The sequence below is a fragment of the Amycolatopsis sp. NPDC004772 genome (assembly GCF_053601215.1).
Window position 1 is genome coordinate 21,951 of sequence record NZ_JBSGBK010000027.1, and the last position, 16,653, is coordinate 38,603.

The window sequence follows — 16,653 nt, forward strand, 5'->3', positions numbered from 1 at the left end:
TCTCACGGTTGATGTCAGTGACGGACGTCAGTCGCTGACATCAACACCGTACGCCTGTATGTCAGCTCCTGTCATCACTAGACTCGGCCGCATGGTGCGCTGGGAACCCGGAGCCGCGGAACGGCTGCAGAAGGCCGCGCTCGAGCTGTTCGTCACCCGCGGGTACGAGCAGACGACCGCGGCCGAGATCGCCGAGGCCGTCGGCCTGACCGAGCGGACCTTCTTCCGCCACTTCAGCGACAAGCGCGAAGTCCTCTTCGACGGCCAAGAACGCCTCGAGCGGGCGTTCCTCGACGGCGTGACCGCCGCCCCGGCCGACGCGTCCCCGCTCGAGGTCGTCGCCTCCGCGCTGCGGTCGGCGTCGACCTTCTTCCCGGACGAACGGCGCTCGCGCTCCCGCACCCGGCAGTCGGTGATCGACCGCAACCCGGCGCTGCAGGAACGGGAACAGCACAAGCTCACCGCGCTGGCCGCCTCGGTCGCCGATGCGCTGCGCGCCCGGGGTGTCGACGATCTCGCGGCCACCCTGGCGGCCGAGTCGGGGGCCACCGTCTTCGGGATCTCGTTCACCCGGTGGCTGCGCGACGGCGAGGAGCGCACCCTCGCCGCCATCGCGACCGAGGTGTTCGACGAACTGCTGGACCTGGCCGGGAAGGCCGCCGCGGCCCGGTCGTGACGGCGGGCCGGCTCAGGCCGGCCGGAAGCTGCCCAGGCAGGGGTAGCCCGGGAGACCGGCCTTCGCCGGTTTGCCCGCCGGCGGGTAGCCCAGCAGCCACAGCTGCCCGGTCACCGCGACGTTCGCGGCCAGCGAGATGTCGGCGACGAGCTTGAAGCGCGTCTGCCGCCCGTCCGGGTACAGCGCCCAGCCCGTCAGCCGGACCGCGGTGCGCGCTCGCGGCACGAACGGGGTGTCGAGCGCGATCCGCAGTTCCACCCAGCCGTCCTCGGTGATCGGACGGCGGGTCCGCAGGCTGCCGACGGCCGTCAGCAGGCCCAGCATCAGGAAGACCGCGCTGCCGCCGGCGACGCCGCCCAGCCCGGCCGCGTCCGCAATGCCTCCGGATTCGTACTCCAGCGACGACACGAGGGCGAGTCCCGCCGCGCCCAGCGCCAGGAGCGTCACCCCGGTGACGGCCGACCGCCGCGCCTGGAACGCGCGGTGCGCGGCGAGCACCGGATCACGCGACGGCGGTGCCGGGAAGCGCGGGACGAACTCGGCAGGCACCGCCCCGGCGGCCGGGGCGTCCTCGATCCGCCCGGACCGCACCCACATCGCCCCCGGCGGGCGGACGAACATCCGCGGGCCCCTGCCGAGCACCCACAGCCGGCGCTCACCGGCCAGCTGGACCCGCGGCCCGTCGGACAGGCGCGTCCGCAGCCACCGGCCGTCCGGCAACCGCACCGAGACCCGCGAACCCTTGGTGCGCAAGCCATCGGGAGCGACGTCGAGCCGGTGGTAGGGCTCGCCGAAGAGGCTCCGGAGGCGCCGGTACAGGATCAGGACGTATGTCCACAGCAGAAGCAGGCCACCGAACGTGCCGAAGTAGACGTAGGGCAGCGCGCTCCCCCACCCTTCGACGACCACGAGCAGCACACCCAGCAGGACGAGCGCTCCGCTGAGTCCCATTCGGACAATGGTCAGCCCGGTCAATTCGCGGACAAATCCGGCAAACAGCGGTTCGGCCCCGGACGGCGCATTCGGCAGGGGTTCGTGCACGCGGACTCTGCCCGCGCCGGAAGTGCCGTCCATGCGTTGTCCCCCATCGGTTCGTGTGCTCGGCCGCGGCAGCGTATCCGGACACGGGCCGCTTACCGGAAACCGGGCGGGCAATTCCCGGAATAGGCGATCAGAGGTCGCCGAGCCGCTGTTGCACGCGGCGGACGTCGTCGGTGCGGCCCTGCTCCCGGAACGGCCCCAGGCCAGGTGCCAGACCGTGGCGTGCCAGTGGTGACGAGCCGCGGTCTGCTGCGCGGCGAGCAGATTCGCGTGCTCGGCGTCGCACCACGCCAGGGCCGCCGCCGCGTCGGCGTGCGGGTGCGCGTCGGCATCGGGCAGGGCGAGCGGGACCGGGTCGCGGTGGGGGTTCAGCAGCCGGTCGGCGGCGTTCACCGTGCCGGTGTAGAAGTCCAGGACCCGGCGCAACGCCGTTTCCCGCACCGCGGCCGGCAGTTCGGCGGCGACGGCGGTGGCGTAGGCGCGCACGAGATCGTGCATGCCGTACCGGCTGCCGGGGGTGCGATCGAGGAGCGACGCGTCGGCCAGCGCGCGCATCGTCATGTGCGTTTCCCGCTCGGGCAGGCCGATCAGGTGGACGGCGGCGGACAGGCCGATGTCGGGACCGGGCGCGATGCCCAGCAGGGCGAAGGCGGTGCGTTGCTGCTCGGTGAGGTGCCGCAGCGACCACGACAGCACGGTCGGCAGGCTCGCCGTGGGGTCGGTGGGGTCTTCGGAGTCGAAGACCGCCAAGCCGAGGGCCCGGAGACCGGCGACGACGTCGGCGAGGGCCAGGCGCGGGTCGGCGGCGGCGCGGGCGGCGATCAGCGCCAGCGCCAAGGGAAGCCCGCCGCACAGCTCGGCCAGCTCCGCGAGCGCCGGCTCGGCCGTCCTCGCGCGGCCCGGACCCGGCGCAGGAGGCGATCGGCCGGCACGGGCTGTCCGGCGTCGACCGCCAGCGCAGCCAGCACACCGCTGCCGCGGGGTCCCGAGGCCGACCGGCCGGGCACCGACCTGGGCCGTCACCTCGCCGAGCAAGGCGATCCGGATCGGTGTTCCCCGAGCAACAGCGCGGTGACCAGGCACATGCAGAAGTCTGGCAAGAGATCGACACGGAGGGCCGGGCAGGGTGGCTTCGGGAGGGAGTCAGGTGCGAACGAACCACCACCAGCGCAACGGAACCTTTCCCGCGCCCGGCGGTGTCCGTTGCTGTGCGTGCCGCAACGCTCCGGCCGGTGCTGGTGCTTTCGCTGTTATCACAGGAGGAGATGCCGTGCTGCACGGATCGACGTGGGTCTGCCGCGGCGTCCCGGCGGGGCCGCCGGTGATCGGTGTCCGCTGGTGAATCCCCCGGTGGGTTCTTCGTTGCTGGGGGCGGAGAACCCACCGGGCCACCGGAGTCAACGGCAGGCGCCGGTGCCCGTGGCGTCGATCCAGACCGTGATGTCGTTCTCCCCGCTGCCGCCCGGGGTGGTTTCCACCACCCGCAGCGAATGCGCGCCGACGGTCAGATCACCGGGTGCCATGATCGCGCCCTGCTGGAAAAGGTACGCCTCTTCGAAGTCGAACAAGCCCGGATCCAGGAACCGCTTGACCGACGTTCGTTCGGTGGCCAGCGGCGAGCCGTCGAGAAAGAACTCCAGCCGCACGGCCTTCAATTCCGCCTTGGCTTCCTGCATGGTGAGGGACTTGTCGCCGCCGGCGATTTCCGCCACCAGGACGACGTGCCAGTCGTCCTGGCAGAATTGCCGGCCGTCGACCGACGGCAGCACGCGGATGGCCACCCGCCGATCGATGTCGGCCGGCGAGCCGCGACCGGCGGTGCCGTGGATCCGGCCAGCCGCCCCACCGGTGCCGCTCGCGTGCAGGACGGCCTCCGCGTCACCGCGGCTGGTGCGACCGGGAGCCGCCTGGGCGGGCGTACAATTCAGTACTCCGATCACCGCCGATCCGGCGACGATCGCGACCTTGAAAACAACGCCGATCCGGCGATTCCGGCGAAAGAAGAACGGTTTCATCGGGCCTCCTCGGGACGTGAGTGCCATCCAAGTCGCCGGTCCCGGCGGATTGGTTACAGACAAAACGCCGACGGGGGGGGGGAGCGACGTGGCGCAGTTGCGCATTCACTTCACCGACACCGACATCGCGCGGACCCGGCTGAAACTGGAGATCGACCTCATGTGGGAGATCGTCGGCAGCGTCCAGGTCCTGCAGCACGCGGACGGGGGCCTGTCCTTCGACTCCTGGCGCCGCCGGGTGTGCGGGGGCATGAGCCGGGACCGGGACCTGCGGGCGGCCGTGTCGACCCTGGTGGCGGTGGCGCCGCACGCGGCCTACTTCCCCGATTTCCTCACTCCCGCCGTGGATGGGTGCGATATCGGGGAGAGCGTCGACGCGGTTCTGTCGACGCCGGCCCGCCGGCTCGGTGCCGAGATCCGCCGCCTCCGGCCGACCGGGAGTCCGGCGGCGCGGTGGCTGGACGACCTCGGCCGCGGGAAGCCGGCAGCGCTGAAGCATCTGCGGTGCGCCTTGCGGCTGTACTTCAAGGCTCTCGTCGAGCCGTACCTGCAGGTGATCGACCACGGGCTGCGAACGGAGTGCGCCGGCGGGATCCAGCGCTACCTGCGGAGCGGCCCCGAGGGACTGCTGGCGCGGCTCGGGCCGGGCGCGAGCTGGCAGCGGCCGATCCTGACCGTCGACTACCCCGTCGATCGGGACCTGCACCTCGACGGCCGCGGCCTGCTGCTGATTCCCGGCTACTTCTGCGTCTACCACCCCGTGGCCCTCGCGGATCCGCTGCTGCGCCCGGTCCTCGTGTTCCCGCTCCGCACCGAATCCCGGGTGCTGGCCGGCGCTTGCAGCGGTGATCACGTGAGCGCGCTGCTGGGCACGACCCGGGCCACGATCCTGCGCTCGGTCGTCGACGGCAGCACCACCACCACGCTGGCCCGGCGGATCGGCGTCACCCCGGCGACCGTCAGCCACCACACGAACGTGCTGCGGGACGCCGGGCTCATCACGACCGACCGGCACGAGAACTTCGCGACGCACTGCATCACACCGCTGGGGCTGGAGGTGCTGACGTCCGGCTCCCGCCGGCAGCGGTGAGCACGGCCCGGCCCAACCCGGTCACGGGCCACCCACAGCTGCCTCAGCCGAGGTCGGCGGCTCGGTCCAGCAGCGTGTTCGACGACCGCACGAACGAGTCCGCGCAACCGCACGAACCGCGGATCGCCAGCCGGGTGGGCAAGGTCTGCAGCCCGCTCGGCCGCGCTTCGCTGTCGAGCGCTCCCACCAGCAGTTCCGCCGCCAAGCGGCCCATCTCGAAGATCGGCTGCTCCACTGTGGTGAGACCCGGGCTCGTGTACGCCGCGTACTCGATTCCGTCGAACGAGGCCACCGCGAGATCGTCGGGGACGCGCAAGCCTCGGTCGGTGGCCGCGCGCAGGAGGCCCAGTGCCGCGAGGTCGCTCGTCACGAACAACGCCGTCGGCTGCTGAGGGCCGGCCATCAGCGTCTCGAGTGCTTCGTACCCTGCGCGGCTGCCGAATGGGCGGCGCAGCACCGGCAAGCCTTTGAGGCCGGCTTCGGCCAGCGCGCGCTCGTAGCCCGCCACGCGGTCGCGGGACGTCGAGACTTCCGGGCCGCTCAAGCACGCTATCCGCGTGTGGCCGTGGCCGATCAGGTGGGCCACGGCCACACGGGCGCCGTCCGCCGCGTCGGCCACCACCGTCGGCAGCTCGCCGCCGTCGAACGAGCGGTCCACGAGGACCACCGGGGTCGGGATCTTCGCGTACTCCGCCCGCAATCCGGGGCTTGCCGTCGACGGGATCGCCAGCACGCCCTCGACCTGCCGGTCCATGAACGCGCGCAGGTAACCGAGCTCGCGGCTCTCGTCGTCGGCCGCGTTGCCGACCAGCAGCGGGTAGCCGAACCGGTGCGCCGTCTCCTCGACCGCCCGGGCCAGCAACGCGAAGTAGGGGTTCGCACTGTCCGGGATGACCAGCCCGATCGCGTGACCGCGGGCCATCCGCAACGAGCGGGCCACCGTGTTCGGCCGGTAGCCGAGCTCCTCGATCGCGGCCAGGATCCGCTCCCGGGTCTCCGGCGCGACGCGCCGCGGCCCGTCGTTGAGCACGTAACTGACCAGCGCCGGAGACGTCCCCGCCCGCCGGGCGACGTCCGCCCGCGTCACCGCCATCCAAGAACTCCGATCCTCGGTTCGAGTCTTGACAAGCAGTGTGCCAGAGCACAGGATGCCTCATCAACACGAGTTGACACGCCTCCGCACCGCGGAATCAACACGAGTTGAATCACTCTGACCAGGGAGAACGCTCATGGGAAGCTGGAACCTTCGCCGCATCGTCGCGGTGACGGTCGCGGCCGTCGCGGTCACCGGGCTGACCGCGGCCTGTGGCCGCGGTGGTGACGACGCCGGGCAGGCGAGCGGTCCGCGGATCGCCATCGTCACCCGCAACTTCACCAACCCGTACTGGGCCGCGCTGCGCGACGGCGCGCTGGCCGAGGGCAAGCAGCGCGGCGTCGAGGTCAACGTGCAGGCGGGCACGTCCGAGACCGACGCCGACGGCGAGAACGCGAAGATCTCCACCCTGGCCGGACAGGGCTACGACTGCTTCGGCGTCGTCCCGGTCAACGCGAGCAACGTGATCACCCCGCTCGTGCCCGTCGCGCGCAAGAAGACCCCGATCCTCAACCTCGACTCGCAGATCGACCCCGCGGCCTCGAGCGCGGCGGGCGTCTCGTACGCGTCGTTCATCGGCTCGGACAACATCGCGGCGGGCACCCTGGCGGGCCAGAAGATGCTGACCGCGCTCGGCGGCACCGGCAAGGTCGTGATCCTGCAGGGCATCGCGGGCGAGCAGAACGGGATCAACCGCGAGAAGGGCTTCACCGAGGCGACCGGCGGCAAGCTCGACGTCGTCCAGCGCGCACCGGCCGACTACGAGCAGGACAAGGCGCTGCAGGTCACCGAGGCGATCCTCAAGGCACACCCGGACATCACCGGCATCTTCGCCGCGAACGACACCATGGGCCTCGGCGCCGTCCAGGCGATCAAGAACGCCGGGCTGGCCGGCAAGATCAAGGTGATCTCGGTCGACGGCATCAAGGACGCGCTCGACTCGGTCAAGCGCGGCGACCTCTACGGCACGATCACCCAGTACCCGTACGCCGAAGGCCAGCTCGCGGTGCAGGCGTGCATCGCCGCGCACGCCGGCAAGCAGATCCCGCAGCGGGTGGTCGCGCCGATCGCGTTCATCGACAACTCGGTCGTCGACCAGCAGCTCGCGTCCTTCCCGAAGCCGTTCGCGCCGTTCGACAACCCGCTCGCCCCGCTGGTCGCCGGATGACGGCCACGGCGGCCCGGCCGCGTTCGGTCGACCTCGCCCGCGCGGCCGACTACGCCGCGCCCGGCGCGCTGGTCGTGGTGTGGATCGCGTTCTTCATCGCGACCCCGCACTTCCTGACCCCGAGCAACCTCGGCGACCTGCTGGTCGCCTCGTCCATCCTGGCCGTGCTGGCGCTGGGCCAGCAGTTCGCCGTCGTGGTGGCCGGCATCGACCTGTCGGTGGGCGCGAACCTGCCGTGGGCGGCCGCGCTGCTCGGCGCGACGGCGACCGCCGGCGTCCCCTTGGGACTGGCGATCCTGCTCGCGATCGCGGGCAGTGTCGTCGTCGGTGTCGTCAACGGGTTCCTCGTGGGCTACCTGAAGATGACCGACTTCATCGTCACGCTCGGCTCGCTGAGCGTGGTCTCCGGGATCACCCTGCTGCTGACCGAAGGCAACACGGTCGCGGTGTCCTCGCCGTTCCTGCAGGCGATCGCGCTCGACGGGGTCGGGCCGGTGCGCTGGTTCTGGCTGATCGCCCTGGCCGCCGCGGTCCTGGTGTGGTTCACGCTGTTCCGGACCCGCGCCGGCACGCACCTGCTCGCCGTCGGTGGCGGCTCGGACGCGGCGCTGGGCTCGGGCATCCCGGTGCGGCGCGTGCGCTTGGCCGCCTACGCCGCGTCCGGCCTGCTGTGCGGGGTCGCCGGCGTGATGCTGGTGGCCCGCAACGGCGGCGCGGACCCGTCGCTGCAGACGAACTACCTGCTGAGTTCGATCGCCGCGGTGGTGCTCGGCGGCTCGTCGCTGTTCGGCGGCAAGGCGTCGGTCGTCGGCTCGGTGACCGGGGCGGTGCTGCTGACCAGCCTGGTGAACGGCTTCACGATCATCGGGATCTCCCAGTACTTCCAGACGATCGCCGTCGGCGCGGTGGTGCTGCTCGCGGCCCTGCTCGCCCGGTTCCGGAAGTGAGGCCGCAGATGACAGCGGAGTACCTGATCGAGGCGCGCGACCTGGTGAAGTCGTTCGACGCCGTGCGGGCGCTGGACGGGCTGACGGCGGGCTTCGCCGAGGGCGAGGTCACCGCCATCGTCGGCGACAACGGCGCCGGCAAGTCCACGCTCGTGCGCTGCCTCACCGGCGTGCACCCGCCCACCGAGGGGCAGCTGCTGTTCCGCGGGGAGCCGATCCGGCTGTCCTCGCCCCAGGCCGCGCGCGACCTCGGCATCGAGACCGTCTACCAGGACCTCGGCCTCATCGACGACCTCGCGGTGTGGCAGAACCTGTTCCTCAACCGGGAGCTGCTGCGGCCGGTGCCCCTGCTGGGCGTGCTCGACCGGCCCCGGATGATCCGCGAGAGCCGCGACATCCTGAGCGGGCTCGACGTCAATGTGCCGTCGGTGCGCACGACGGTCCGGCGCATGTCCGGCGGGCAGCGGCAGAGCATCGCGATCGCCCGCGCGGTCACCTGGGGCCGGTCGCTGGTGATCATGGACGAGCCGACGGCGGCCCTCGGCGTGCGCGAGACCGCGGCGGTGGAGAAGCTGATCCTGTCGCTGCGCGACCGCGGTGTCACCGTGCTCATCATCAGCCACGACCTCGAGCAGGTGATGCGGGTGGCCGACACCGTCGTGGTGCTGCGCCGAGGGCGGGCGGTCGCGCGCCGCCCGGTCGCCGGCGTCACGGGCGACCGGCTGGTCGGCCTGATCACCGGAACGATTTCGGAGGACGGGTGAAACGCACCGGCCTGATCAACGGGCAGCTGACCAGGGCCTTGGCCGACCTGCGGCACACCGACCTGTTCGCCGTCAGCGACTCGGGCCTGCCGGTGCCCCTCGGCGTCGAGGTGATCGACCTCGGCGTCGTCTACGGCACCCCCGGCTTCTTCACCGTCCTGCGGCCGCTGCTGGCCGAGGTGACGGTCGAGGCGGCCTGGGCGTCCCGGGACGTGGTGGCCGCCAACCCGGACGTCCACCGGGAGCTCGGCGAACTCGTCGAGCCGCAGCTCGTCGCGCACGAGGACTTCAAGGCCCGGCTCGGGCAGTGCCGCTTCGTGGTCCGGACCGGGGACGCGACGCCGTACGCCAACGTTCTGCTGCGGGCGGGGGTGGCGTGGTGACCGGGTCCGTCGTCGTGGTCGGCGCCGTGAACGTCGACCACGTCGTCGTGGCCGATCGGCTGCCGCGCGCCGGGGAAACGGTGGTCGGGCCGGCGATGGTCCGGCACGGCGGCGGAAAGGGGGCGAACGCGGCGGTGGCGGCCGCCCGCTTCGGCGCCCGGGTGCAGCTCGTCGGCGCGGTCGGTTCCGACGACGTCGGCGCGGGCGCGCTGGCCGAGTTGGCGGAGTCCGGAGTGGACACCCGGCACGTCGACCGGCTCGCGCGGGTGCCGACCGGTGCGGCGCTGATCGTCGTGGACGTCCACGGCGAGAACCAGATCGCCGTCGGCGCGGGCGCGAACGCCCACGTCGACCCGGACCGCGTCCGGTCCGCGCTGCGGGAGGCGTTGCCGTCCTGCGGGTGCGTGCTGGTCAGCACGGAGATCCCGGAGGCGGCCGTCGCCGCGGCGGTCGAGGAGGCCACCGGGGCCGGGGTGAGCTGCGTGCTCAACCCGGCCCCGGTCGTCCCGGTGGTCAGGAACTTGTTGCGGCACGGGCCGATCCTCACGCCCAACCGCGGCGAGGCCGGGGAACTCGCGCCCGACCTCCTGACGCTCGTGGGGCGGACGGGGGCGCCGGTGGTGGTGACGCTGGGCGGCGACGGCGTCCGGTACGCACTGCCGGGCCAGGCCCCGGTCGACATCCCACCGCACCCGGCGACGGTGGTCGACACGACCGGGGCCGGCGACACGTTCAACGGGGTGCTGGCCGCACGCCTCGCGGCCGGCGACCCCTTGGACCAGGCGGTCCGGACGGCGAACATCGCGGCCGCGCTGTCGGTGTCCTCCCCCGGTGCCCGCGCGGGCGCCCCGACCCCGGCGGCGGTGGCGGCCGCCCGGCCGTGACCGGTGTTCACCGCCTTCGCAGCCAGACCCGCATCCGGCGCCCGCCCACCAGGAGGGCCGCGCCCGCGGCGACCACGAGTCCGGCGACCGTCAGCACCGACCCCAGTGACGGTGGTGCCTCCGGGGCGGGCGCCACGGCGACCGGGACCTCCGGCTGCGCCTGCACCGCACCACCGCCGTTCAGGGCGATCGCCGGGGGCCGGATCGCGCCCCACGGCTGCTTTTCGCCGGTGGCCATCGGGGCCGGTGGCGGGGTGATCGCCAGTCGTCCGGGCAGTGTGAGCGTGCCGATTTCGTAGTCGGCGAAGATGCCCTGGCGGGCCGAGACCCGCCAGTCGCCGTCGTGGGGCAGGGCGATTGCGGCCGCGTAGTGCGCCGGCTCGCGCAGGGCGACTCCGGGGAACACGACGGGGTCTCCTTGCGAGGGCGTGAACACCAGCGCGGTCGCGCCCAGTTCTCCGTAGGTGGGGTGGGAACCGTGCTGCAGCACCCAATAACCGACGGTGTAGGGCTGGCCGGCCCGGACGGTGTCCGGCAGCGGGTCGAGGTAGGTGACCGCCCAATTGCCCGCCACGGCCGCGGGCGCCGCCACCAGCAAGGCCGTCAGAACCGTGGCGAACACCGAGACTGCTCGTAGCTTCATGCCCGTTCTACACCGCACAACTCGCGCCGGTTCCGCGGGAACCTCCCGGCCGCGGCCGGTGTAGAGGAAGGTGGAACACCGGCAGGAAGGGGGCGGGTGACGGACGACGACGCGGTGGTGGCGCGGATCCGCGACGGCGACCCGGCGTCCTACGGGACGCTGGTCGACCGGTACACCGCGCTCGCCCACCGCACGGCCTACCTGCTGGGCGCCGGGCACGAGGCCGAAGACGTCGTCCAGGAAGCGTTCGTGAAGGCGTTCCGGGCGCTGCCGTCGTTTCGCGGCGGTGCCTCCTTCCGCGCCTGGCTGCTGCGCATCGTCGCCAACGAGACGCACAACCTCGTCCGCTCCCGGCGCCGGCGTGTCGCGACCGAGCTGCGCGCGACGCGCTTGGAACTGGTCCGGGACGACGACCCGGCGGCCCGGGCGCTGACCGACGCGGCCGGAGAGGGTTTGCTGGAGGCGGTGCGGGCCCTGCCCGAGAAACACCGGGCCGTCGTGATCTGCCGCTACTTCCTCGACCTCACGGAAGGGGAAACCGCGGAGGTGCTCGGCTGCCCGCGCGGTTCGGTGAAGTCGCGGGCGCACCGCGCGTTCGCCCGGCTGCGGGCGCAGCTGGCCGAGCCGGACAAGGAGGCGGTCGGTGACTGATCCCCGGGACGCCCGGCTCGCCGCCGCGCTGCGCGAGCTCGGCGACCGCCTCGACGTGCCACCCGCACCCGACGTGCGCGCGGCCGTCGTGGCCCGGCTGCCCGCACGGCCACGACGCACGATCCCGCGCTGGGCCACCGTCGCCGCGGCGCTCCTGCTGGTGTTCGCCGCCGCGGTCACGCTCTCGCCCGCGGTCCGCGCGACCGTGACCGACCTGTTGCGGTTCGCCGGCATCGAGCTGCGCAGCCAGCCCGGGCCCGCCCTGCGCGGCCAGGGACTGCTCCCCGGCGAACGCTCGGTGGAGCTCACCGAGGCGCGCCGCCTGGCCCCCTTCCCGATCGCGGTTCCGGCCGCCCTCGGCGAGCCGGACGACGTCCGGATCGCCGACGCCCCGGCGCGCGTCGTCTCGCTGCTCTACCAGACCGGACCGGGCCGGCCGCCCGCCGCGGCCGGGCCGGTCGCCGTCCGGCTCGACGAGTTCGACGGCCGGCTCGGCCCGGTCTTCGAGAAGTTCCTCGGCATGTCCGACGGCCGCCAGGTCGGCGTCGCCGGAACCCCGGCGATCTGGCTCGACCGGCCCCACGAGCTCATGTACGTCGACCGGGCCGGGCAGTGGCGCACCGAAACGGCCCGCCTAGCCGCCCAGTCGCTGATCTGGCAGCGCGGCACCGTCACCTACCGGCTCGAAGGCGCGTTCACCCTCGAGGACGCCCTGCGGATCGCGGCGACGGTGTCGTGAACCGGTCATCCGCCGGTGCCGGGCGGCCGGGCGCACGCGGCCAGCACGGTGCCGCCCATCTTGATCCGCAGCTGGGTCGCCGTGGCCTCGCCGACCAGCTGCCCGGTCGGCGTCAGCGGCGGCGGTCCGGGACAGAGGACGGTGCCGTTGTCACTGCGATAGATGCCGAGCCCGGCGACCGCGGTGCCGGTGGACGCGAAGACGAAGAACGCGTCGCCGGTCCCGGTGCTGAACTGGACGCCCGGTGGGCTCACCGCCGCCGAGGGCGCGAGGACGGTCAGGATCGGCCGCTCGGTGGGCGGGGTGGTGGTGAAGTCCACAAGGGACACCGAGCGGCTGCCGGGGCCGCCGCCGGTCGAGGACTCCAGGATCAGGACGTGGTTGCCGGTGCCGATGAACATGTACCGCGACACGCCCAGGGTCTGGTGGAACACCGACCCGCTCGGGCCGCTGACGACCAGCCCCGGCAGGCCGGTGGTGGTCCTGGTGACGGTCCGGTCGGCCATCGTGGTGGCCGGCGCCGAGGACCAGGCCGGCGCGGCGCTGTTGGTGAACAGGCCGGTGGAGATGGTGATCGGGTCCGCGGCCGCCGCCGGTGTCCCGGCCGTGGCCGCGAACGTCAGGATGGTGCACGCCGCCAGGGCCACGCGACGGACCGGGCTCATTGGTGCGCCCAGGTGACCGCGAAGTTCTGCCCGTTCCGGCCGGCGTTTTCGGTCGTGGCGTAGGTGGTGGTCGCGTCCTGCTCCTGGATCTTCGTCCGCTGCCAGGTCGAGCTGGCGGTCATCGACCCGCCGTGCCCCGCGTCGTCGGAGGCGACCGCGTTGCCCATCAGCGCCCGGCCGTAGTTCGCCAGCGGGAACAGGTCGCTCGTCCCGAACCGGCCCGGGACCTCGACGATCCATTCGGCGCTGGTGCGGGCGCAGACGAGACCGGCGGCGCACGTCTGGGTGGTGGAGAAGCTCGTGTGCTTGGTGGCGTCGGCGACGGTGATGGTGAACTGCGTGGTCGCCGCGTCGTAGGCGACGTCGGCGCTGACGGAGTCACCGGCGTCGATGGTCAGGACGGGCTGGATGGCGTTGGTCGGGAACATCTCCCACCACAGCTGGTAGACCGGGGTGCCGTTGACGCACCGGGCCGAGCTGCCGCCCTGTTCGACCGTGCCGTTGGTCCACCCGTCGAAGCCGGCCCAGAACACCGCCCAGGCGTCGGACGCCGGGCAGGTGACCGGCCGCTGCGTCCACGACGCGTGCACGTGGGTGAACGTGGCGGCCGGGGTGGACAGTGAGGTGATGGCGTAGCCGGCCCAGTTCCGCGAGGTGGCGTTGACCAGCGGACCGGCGACCGAGGGAGCCAGGCCGGTGTGCTGGGCCGGACCGGCGTATCCGAGGGGGGTGCTCGCGGGCGCCGCGGCCCCGGCGCTGAACACGACTGCCACCGCCGCGAGGGCGGTCAGCGGCTGGAGCCGTCGAAGTTTCATGGCGCCGACGGTGGCACGGCCCGTCGACAATCCGTCGACAGTCCGGTTTCAGGGCACGACGACCGGTGGGCTGAGGGTGATCGCCCCCGAGCCGGGCGGGCCGACGGTGACCCCCGCGCGGTAGGTCCGGGGCACGCCGCCGCGGGTGACGCGGATGTCGTAGACCGCCGATTTGAGGAACTTCTCGATCAGGCCTCGGTCGAGCGCCAGCCGGGTGATGATCTTCTTGTCCCCGCTGGTGAGCATGCCGCGGATGAACGGCGAAAGCTCGTCGCCGTTGAAGGTCGTGTACGCCACCTTGAAGTCGACGTCGGCGCCCGTCTTGAACTCCTGGCGCATGAAGCCCTCGATGTGGTTGTTGGCGAATTGGTTCGCCCGCTCCGGCGCCAGGAAGATCGGGTACGCCTCGTGCCCGAGCCCCGGCCCGTGGAGGTGGTAGCGGATGTAGTCGGTCAGACCGTACTTGCTGCCCAGGTGCAGCAGTGATTCGTCGCCGCCGCGGACGAGGGCGGCGGCGACCCGGCTCCAGTCCAGGGTGCGGCTGATCGTGTGGATCCGGGCCGCCATCTGGGACAGCACGAGCATCCCCTGCACCCGGTTGCGGGCGATCGCCGACAGGCCGAGGGTGCCGATGTCCAGGATCAGGTCGGCGTCCGCGGCGCCGCGCTGCGCGGCCCGCCCGGCCGCGCCGGTTCGCCCCGTCGGCATCAGCGACGGCCATTTCGCGCCCTGCAACGCCGAGCCGGCCCGGCCCGCGGCCCGCGCGACACCGGACGCGGCGGCGGACACGTAGGGCAGGGCGCTCGTGATGATGGTGAACACCATCGCCGCCCGCTTCGCGTCGGCCTGCTCGCGTGCCGCCTGTGCGGCGTCCTTGCTCGCCATCTGCGCGGCGGCCGCGGCGCCGAGCATGTCCGCCCGCCGGTTCGCCGCGACGGAGTCGGCGACGGCGCCGCCCGCCGCGGCCACGTCCATCACCGCGAGGAACGCACCGGCGGCCGGGGCGGCCGGCGTCAGCAGCGCCAGCATCGCGACCACATTGGCGACGGCGAGCCCCAGTTCGGCCTGCGCTTTCGCCTTCTCGGCCTCGGTGATCTTCTTGTTGTACAGGTCCACGAAGTACTTCACGCCGGCGGTGGACCAGTCCCGCCGGCCGCTCTCACCGCTCAGCAACCGGCTGATCGACGGGCCGAGGATCTTCCAGTCCACCTTGCCGGGCGTGCCGAGCATGGTGAGAAACGTCTTCGCGTCGGTGGCGTTCTGCTTCGCGGTCCGGATGATCGCGTCGGTCGCGGCGGCCTCGGACTGACCGGACAGCGCACTGACCGATTTCAGCTCGTGCCGCTCGTGCAGCACGGCGAGGTTGGCGTCCTCGGCCAGCATCGCCGCCATCAGTTCCTTGAACGTCCCGGTGTTTTCGACGCACTGCCGGTGGACGTCGCGCAGCACGCCCAGCGCGACGTCGTCGATCTCCCCGCCCCGCTTGCGTTCGGACTCGACGTCGAGGTTCGGGTCGAACAGCACCGGCGAGAGCTGCTCTCCCGGCGGCTCCGCGGCGGCCGGGCCACCGGGTCCGGGCAGCAGCGCGGGTGCCGGAGCGGGCGGCGGCCCGGGTGGCGCCAGCAGGCTGATGTCGGTGCGCCGCACCCCGACCTGCGCCCCGCGCAGGATGTCCGGCCAGTTCTCGAGGAAGTCGACCACGGTCGCCGCGTCGACCAGGCTGCCCGCGTCGGCCAGCGGTTTGGGGGCGGTGCTCCGGCTCACCAGTTTCTCTTTGTCCTCGACGCCCTCCGGGCCGCTGTGGTCGGCCGGCATCCTGGACTGGTTTTCCTTCGCCTTGTCCTCTTTGGCTTTCTGCAGTTCCTGGGCCAGGTTTTCCAGGCGGACGACCTGCGAGCCCAGCGTGGACTGCGACAGTGCCACGGTGTCGGACGCGAACGCGGACAGCAGCGGGCGAGCGGCGGCGACCGGGTCGATCCCCTCCTTGGTGACCGAGCGGTCCCACAGGTCCTGGTACGCCGGATCGGCGATGGCTTCGGGCAACTGCAGGCCGAGCTTCGCCCAGAGCTCCTCCAGCGTGCTGTTGAACGGGATCAGGCTGTCCAGTTCCTTCTTGATCGGAGCGGCCTGGCTCGGGTCGACCTGCCGGGACACGCGCAGGCCGCCCGGCCGCTCCAGGAACCGGCCCACGGCTTGGTTTCCGGCCAGCCGCTGCAGCCGCAGGAGTCCCCCGGGCGCGTCTTGCCGCGTGCCGGTGGGCTGGGTCTTCGGGTGCGCGCGGGCGACCGGTGCGGACGTCCGCTCCACGTGCTCCGGCATGGGTCAACGGTACGTCCGCGGTGTCCGGTTCCGCGCCGTCCAGCAGCCGCCTTTCCGGGCAGCCCGGGCTGCCCGGAAAGGCAGTCAGGCGTAGAGCGTCGTCCGGATGATGTCGGTCAGGACCTCGACGACGTTCTCGTCGTGCTCCGGCTCGGTGCCGCGGACGAGGTGGCTGCCCGCACGTTCGACCATCCAGGTGAGGACGGCGGCGGTCTCGGCCGGGCGGACCGGGCGCATCACGCCGGCGGCCTGGCCGCGTTCGATCGCGTCCCGGGTGGCGTCGATGATCGCCTGCATCAGCGCCTGGACCTCGGCGGCGACGGTCGGGTCGTACGCCGCGGTTTCGGAGATGACGGTGAAGGCGGCCGCCCGGCGGCGGTAGACGGCCACGATCGCGGTGACGGCCTCCGCGAGACCGGCCTGGTCCGCCGTCTGCCACCAGGTGCTGGAGACCTCGCGCAGCTCGGTCAGCACGGAGCCGGCGAGCCGCCGGACCAGGTCGCCCTTGTCTTCGAAGTGGACGTAGAAGGTGGAGCGGGAGATCCCGGCCGCCGCGGCCAGCCGCTCGACGCTGAGCTCGGTGAAGCTCTCGCCTTCGCCGACGAGCTCCTCGGTGGCCGCGAACAGCCGTCGTTCCAGCTCTTCGCGGCGGTCCTGCCGTTTGCGGCCGGCGGGCCGGGTGACTGAGGGCACGTCCGGATCATAGCGGGACAGGATATCCGGACATGTTGTCCAGACAGTGTGTCTTGACGAGATGTCC

At 72.5% G+C, this 16,653-nt stretch carries 17 protein-coding genes; 9 read left to right on the plus strand and 8 right to left on the minus strand.

Annotation, left to right across the window (positions count from 1 at the left end; translation table 11 throughout):
• The first annotated feature begins 91 nt into the window (after nucleotides 1-91).
• Entirely contained in the window at nucleotides 92-676 is a 585-nt protein-coding gene (locus ACWEF6_RS18375) for a TetR/AcrR family transcriptional regulator (RefSeq protein ID WP_449684029.1), read from the plus strand.
• A 12-nt stretch (nucleotides 677-688) separates the two neighbouring features.
• Here ACWEF6_RS18375 and ACWEF6_RS18380 read toward each other — a convergent pair whose 3' ends face one another.
• Together ACWEF6_RS18380 and ACWEF6_RS18385 are read right to left on the minus strand one after the other, a co-directional pair.
• Entirely contained in the window at nucleotides 689-2,554 is a 1,866-nt protein-coding gene (locus ACWEF6_RS18380) for a hypothetical protein (protein WP_449684030.1), read from the minus strand.
• A gap of 560 nt (nucleotides 2,555-3,114) precedes the next feature.
• Nucleotides 3,115-3,837 (minus strand): hypothetical protein, encoded by a 723-nt coding sequence (locus ACWEF6_RS18385; RefSeq protein ID WP_449684031.1) that lies wholly within the window; start codon nucleotides 3,835-3,837, stop codon nucleotides 3,115-3,117.
• Here ACWEF6_RS18385 and ACWEF6_RS18390 point away from each other — a divergent pair.
• Nucleotides 3,821-4,822 carry an ArsR/SmtB family transcription factor gene (locus tag ACWEF6_RS18390; protein ID WP_449684032.1) on the plus strand — a complete coding sequence of 334 codons (1,002 nt, stop codon included), beginning with the start codon at nucleotides 3,821-3,823 and terminating at the stop codon, nucleotides 4,820-4,822. The two genes, ACWEF6_RS18385 and ACWEF6_RS18390, sit on opposite strands and share 17 nt — an antisense overlap.
• Before the next feature lie 43 nt (nucleotides 4,823-4,865).
• Here ACWEF6_RS18390 and ACWEF6_RS18395 read toward each other — a convergent pair whose 3' ends face one another.
• Nucleotides 4,866-5,915, minus strand: coding sequence for a LacI family DNA-binding transcriptional regulator (locus ACWEF6_RS18395; protein ID WP_449684033.1), 1,050 nt, complete (start codon nucleotides 5,913-5,915; stop codon nucleotides 4,866-4,868).
• A gap of 136 nt (nucleotides 5,916-6,051) precedes the next feature.
• Here ACWEF6_RS18395 and ACWEF6_RS18400 point away from each other — a divergent pair, with 136 nt between their 5' ends.
• From ACWEF6_RS18400 to ACWEF6_RS18420, 5 genes are read left to right on the plus strand one after another with little or no spacing between them, the layout of a single operon-like run.
• On the plus strand, nucleotides 6,052-7,083 hold the full coding sequence (locus tag ACWEF6_RS18400; protein ID WP_449684034.1) for a sugar ABC transporter substrate-binding protein: 1,032 nt from the start codon (nucleotides 6,052-6,054) through the stop codon (nucleotides 7,081-7,083).
• Nucleotides 7,080-8,030: an ABC transporter permease gene (locus ACWEF6_RS18405; RefSeq protein ID WP_449684035.1), complete on the plus strand. Its 951-nt coding sequence runs from the start codon at nucleotides 7,080-7,082 to the stop codon at nucleotides 8,028-8,030. Before ACWEF6_RS18400 ends, ACWEF6_RS18405 begins: the two co-directional genes overlap by 4 nt.
• Nucleotides 8,031-8,038: 8 nt before the next feature.
• A complete protein-coding gene (locus ACWEF6_RS18410) occupies nucleotides 8,039-8,794 on the plus strand; it encodes an ATP-binding cassette domain-containing protein (RefSeq protein WP_449684036.1) in 756 nt (251 codons plus the stop codon).
• The gene (rbsD, locus tag ACWEF6_RS18415; protein ID WP_449684037.1) at nucleotides 8,791-9,177 is read left to right on the plus strand and encodes a D-ribose pyranase; all 387 of its coding nucleotides are present in this window, start codon (nucleotides 8,791-8,793) and stop codon (nucleotides 9,175-9,177) included. The genes ACWEF6_RS18410 and rbsD overlap by 4 nt, the downstream gene beginning before the upstream one ends.
• Nucleotides 9,174-10,061 (plus strand): PfkB family carbohydrate kinase, encoded by an 888-nt coding sequence (locus ACWEF6_RS18420; protein WP_449684038.1) that lies wholly within the window; start codon nucleotides 9,174-9,176, stop codon nucleotides 10,059-10,061. The genes rbsD and ACWEF6_RS18420 overlap by 4 nt, the downstream gene beginning before the upstream one ends.
• Nucleotides 10,062-10,068: 7 nt before the next feature.
• Here ACWEF6_RS18420 and ACWEF6_RS18425 read toward each other — a convergent pair whose 3' ends face one another.
• Nucleotides 10,069-10,704, minus strand: a complete 636-nt coding sequence (locus ACWEF6_RS18425; RefSeq protein WP_449684039.1) for a hypothetical protein — start codon at nucleotides 10,702-10,704, stop codon at nucleotides 10,069-10,071.
• Between the two features lie 96 nt (nucleotides 10,705-10,800).
• Here ACWEF6_RS18425 and ACWEF6_RS18430 point away from each other — a divergent pair, with 96 nt between their 5' ends.
• Entirely contained in the window at nucleotides 10,801-11,355 is a 555-nt protein-coding gene (locus tag ACWEF6_RS18430) for an RNA polymerase sigma factor (protein WP_449684040.1), read from the plus strand.
• Entirely contained in the window at nucleotides 11,348-12,094 is a 747-nt protein-coding gene (locus ACWEF6_RS18435; RefSeq protein WP_449684041.1) for a hypothetical protein, read from the plus strand. The genes ACWEF6_RS18430 and ACWEF6_RS18435 overlap by 8 nt, the downstream gene beginning before the upstream one ends.
• Nucleotides 12,095-12,099: 5 nt before the next feature.
• Here ACWEF6_RS18435 and ACWEF6_RS18440 read toward each other — a convergent pair whose 3' ends face one another.
• From ACWEF6_RS18440 to ACWEF6_RS18455, 4 genes are all read right to left on the minus strand, one after another.
• Nucleotides 12,100-12,759: a hypothetical protein gene (locus tag ACWEF6_RS18440; protein ID WP_449684042.1), complete on the minus strand. Its 660-nt coding sequence runs from the start codon at nucleotides 12,757-12,759 to the stop codon at nucleotides 12,100-12,102.
• Nucleotides 12,756-13,574 (minus strand): G1 family glutamic endopeptidase, encoded by an 819-nt coding sequence (locus ACWEF6_RS18445; RefSeq protein WP_449684043.1) that lies wholly within the window; start codon nucleotides 13,572-13,574, stop codon nucleotides 12,756-12,758. The genes ACWEF6_RS18440 and ACWEF6_RS18445 overlap by 4 nt, the downstream gene beginning before the upstream one ends.
• 48 nt (nucleotides 13,575-13,622) lie before the next feature.
• Nucleotides 13,623-15,893: a hypothetical protein gene (locus tag ACWEF6_RS18450; RefSeq protein WP_449684044.1), complete on the minus strand. Its 2,271-nt coding sequence runs from the start codon at nucleotides 15,891-15,893 to the stop codon at nucleotides 13,623-13,625.
• 84 nt (nucleotides 15,894-15,977) lie between these two features.
• Nucleotides 15,978-16,586, minus strand: coding sequence for a TetR/AcrR family transcriptional regulator (locus tag ACWEF6_RS18455; protein ID WP_449684045.1), 609 nt, complete (start codon nucleotides 16,584-16,586; stop codon nucleotides 15,978-15,980).
• Nucleotides 16,587-16,653 lie beyond the last annotated feature (67 nt).

Coding starts and splice junctions, on each gene's coding strand:
- ACWEF6_RS18445 (WP_449684043.1), bottom strand. CDS start 13,574: ATGAAACTTCGACGGCTCCAGCCGCTGACCGCCCTCGCGGCGGTGGCA.
- ACWEF6_RS18400 (WP_449684034.1), top strand. CDS start 6,052: ATGGGAAGCTGGAACCTTCGCCGCATCGTCGCGGTGACGGTCGCGGCC.
- ACWEF6_RS18405 (WP_449684035.1), top strand. CDS start 7,080: ATGACGGCCACGGCGGCCCGGCCGCGTTCGGTCGACCTCGCCCGCGCG.
- ACWEF6_RS18440 (WP_449684042.1), bottom strand. CDS start 12,759: ATGAGCCCGGTCCGTCGCGTGGCCCTGGCGGCGTGCACCATCCTGACG.
- ACWEF6_RS18450 (WP_449684044.1), bottom strand. CDS start 15,893: ATGCCGGAGCACGTGGAGCGGACGTCCGCACCGGTCGCCCGCGCGCAC.
- ACWEF6_RS18395 (WP_449684033.1), bottom strand. CDS start 5,915: ATGGCGGTGACGCGGGCGGACGTCGCCCGGCGGGCGGGGACGTCTCCG.
- ACWEF6_RS18375 (WP_449684029.1), top strand. CDS start 92: ATGGTGCGCTGGGAACCCGGAGCCGCGGAACGGCTGCAGAAGGCCGCG.
- ACWEF6_RS18385 (WP_449684031.1), bottom strand. CDS start 3,837: ATGCGCAACTGCGCCACGTCGCTCCCCCCCCCCGTCGGCGTTTTGTCT.
- ACWEF6_RS18425 (WP_449684039.1), bottom strand. CDS start 10,704: ATGAAGCTACGAGCAGTCTCGGTGTTCGCCACGGTTCTGACGGCCTTG.
- ACWEF6_RS18410 (WP_449684036.1), top strand. CDS start 8,039: ATGACAGCGGAGTACCTGATCGAGGCGCGCGACCTGGTGAAGTCGTTC.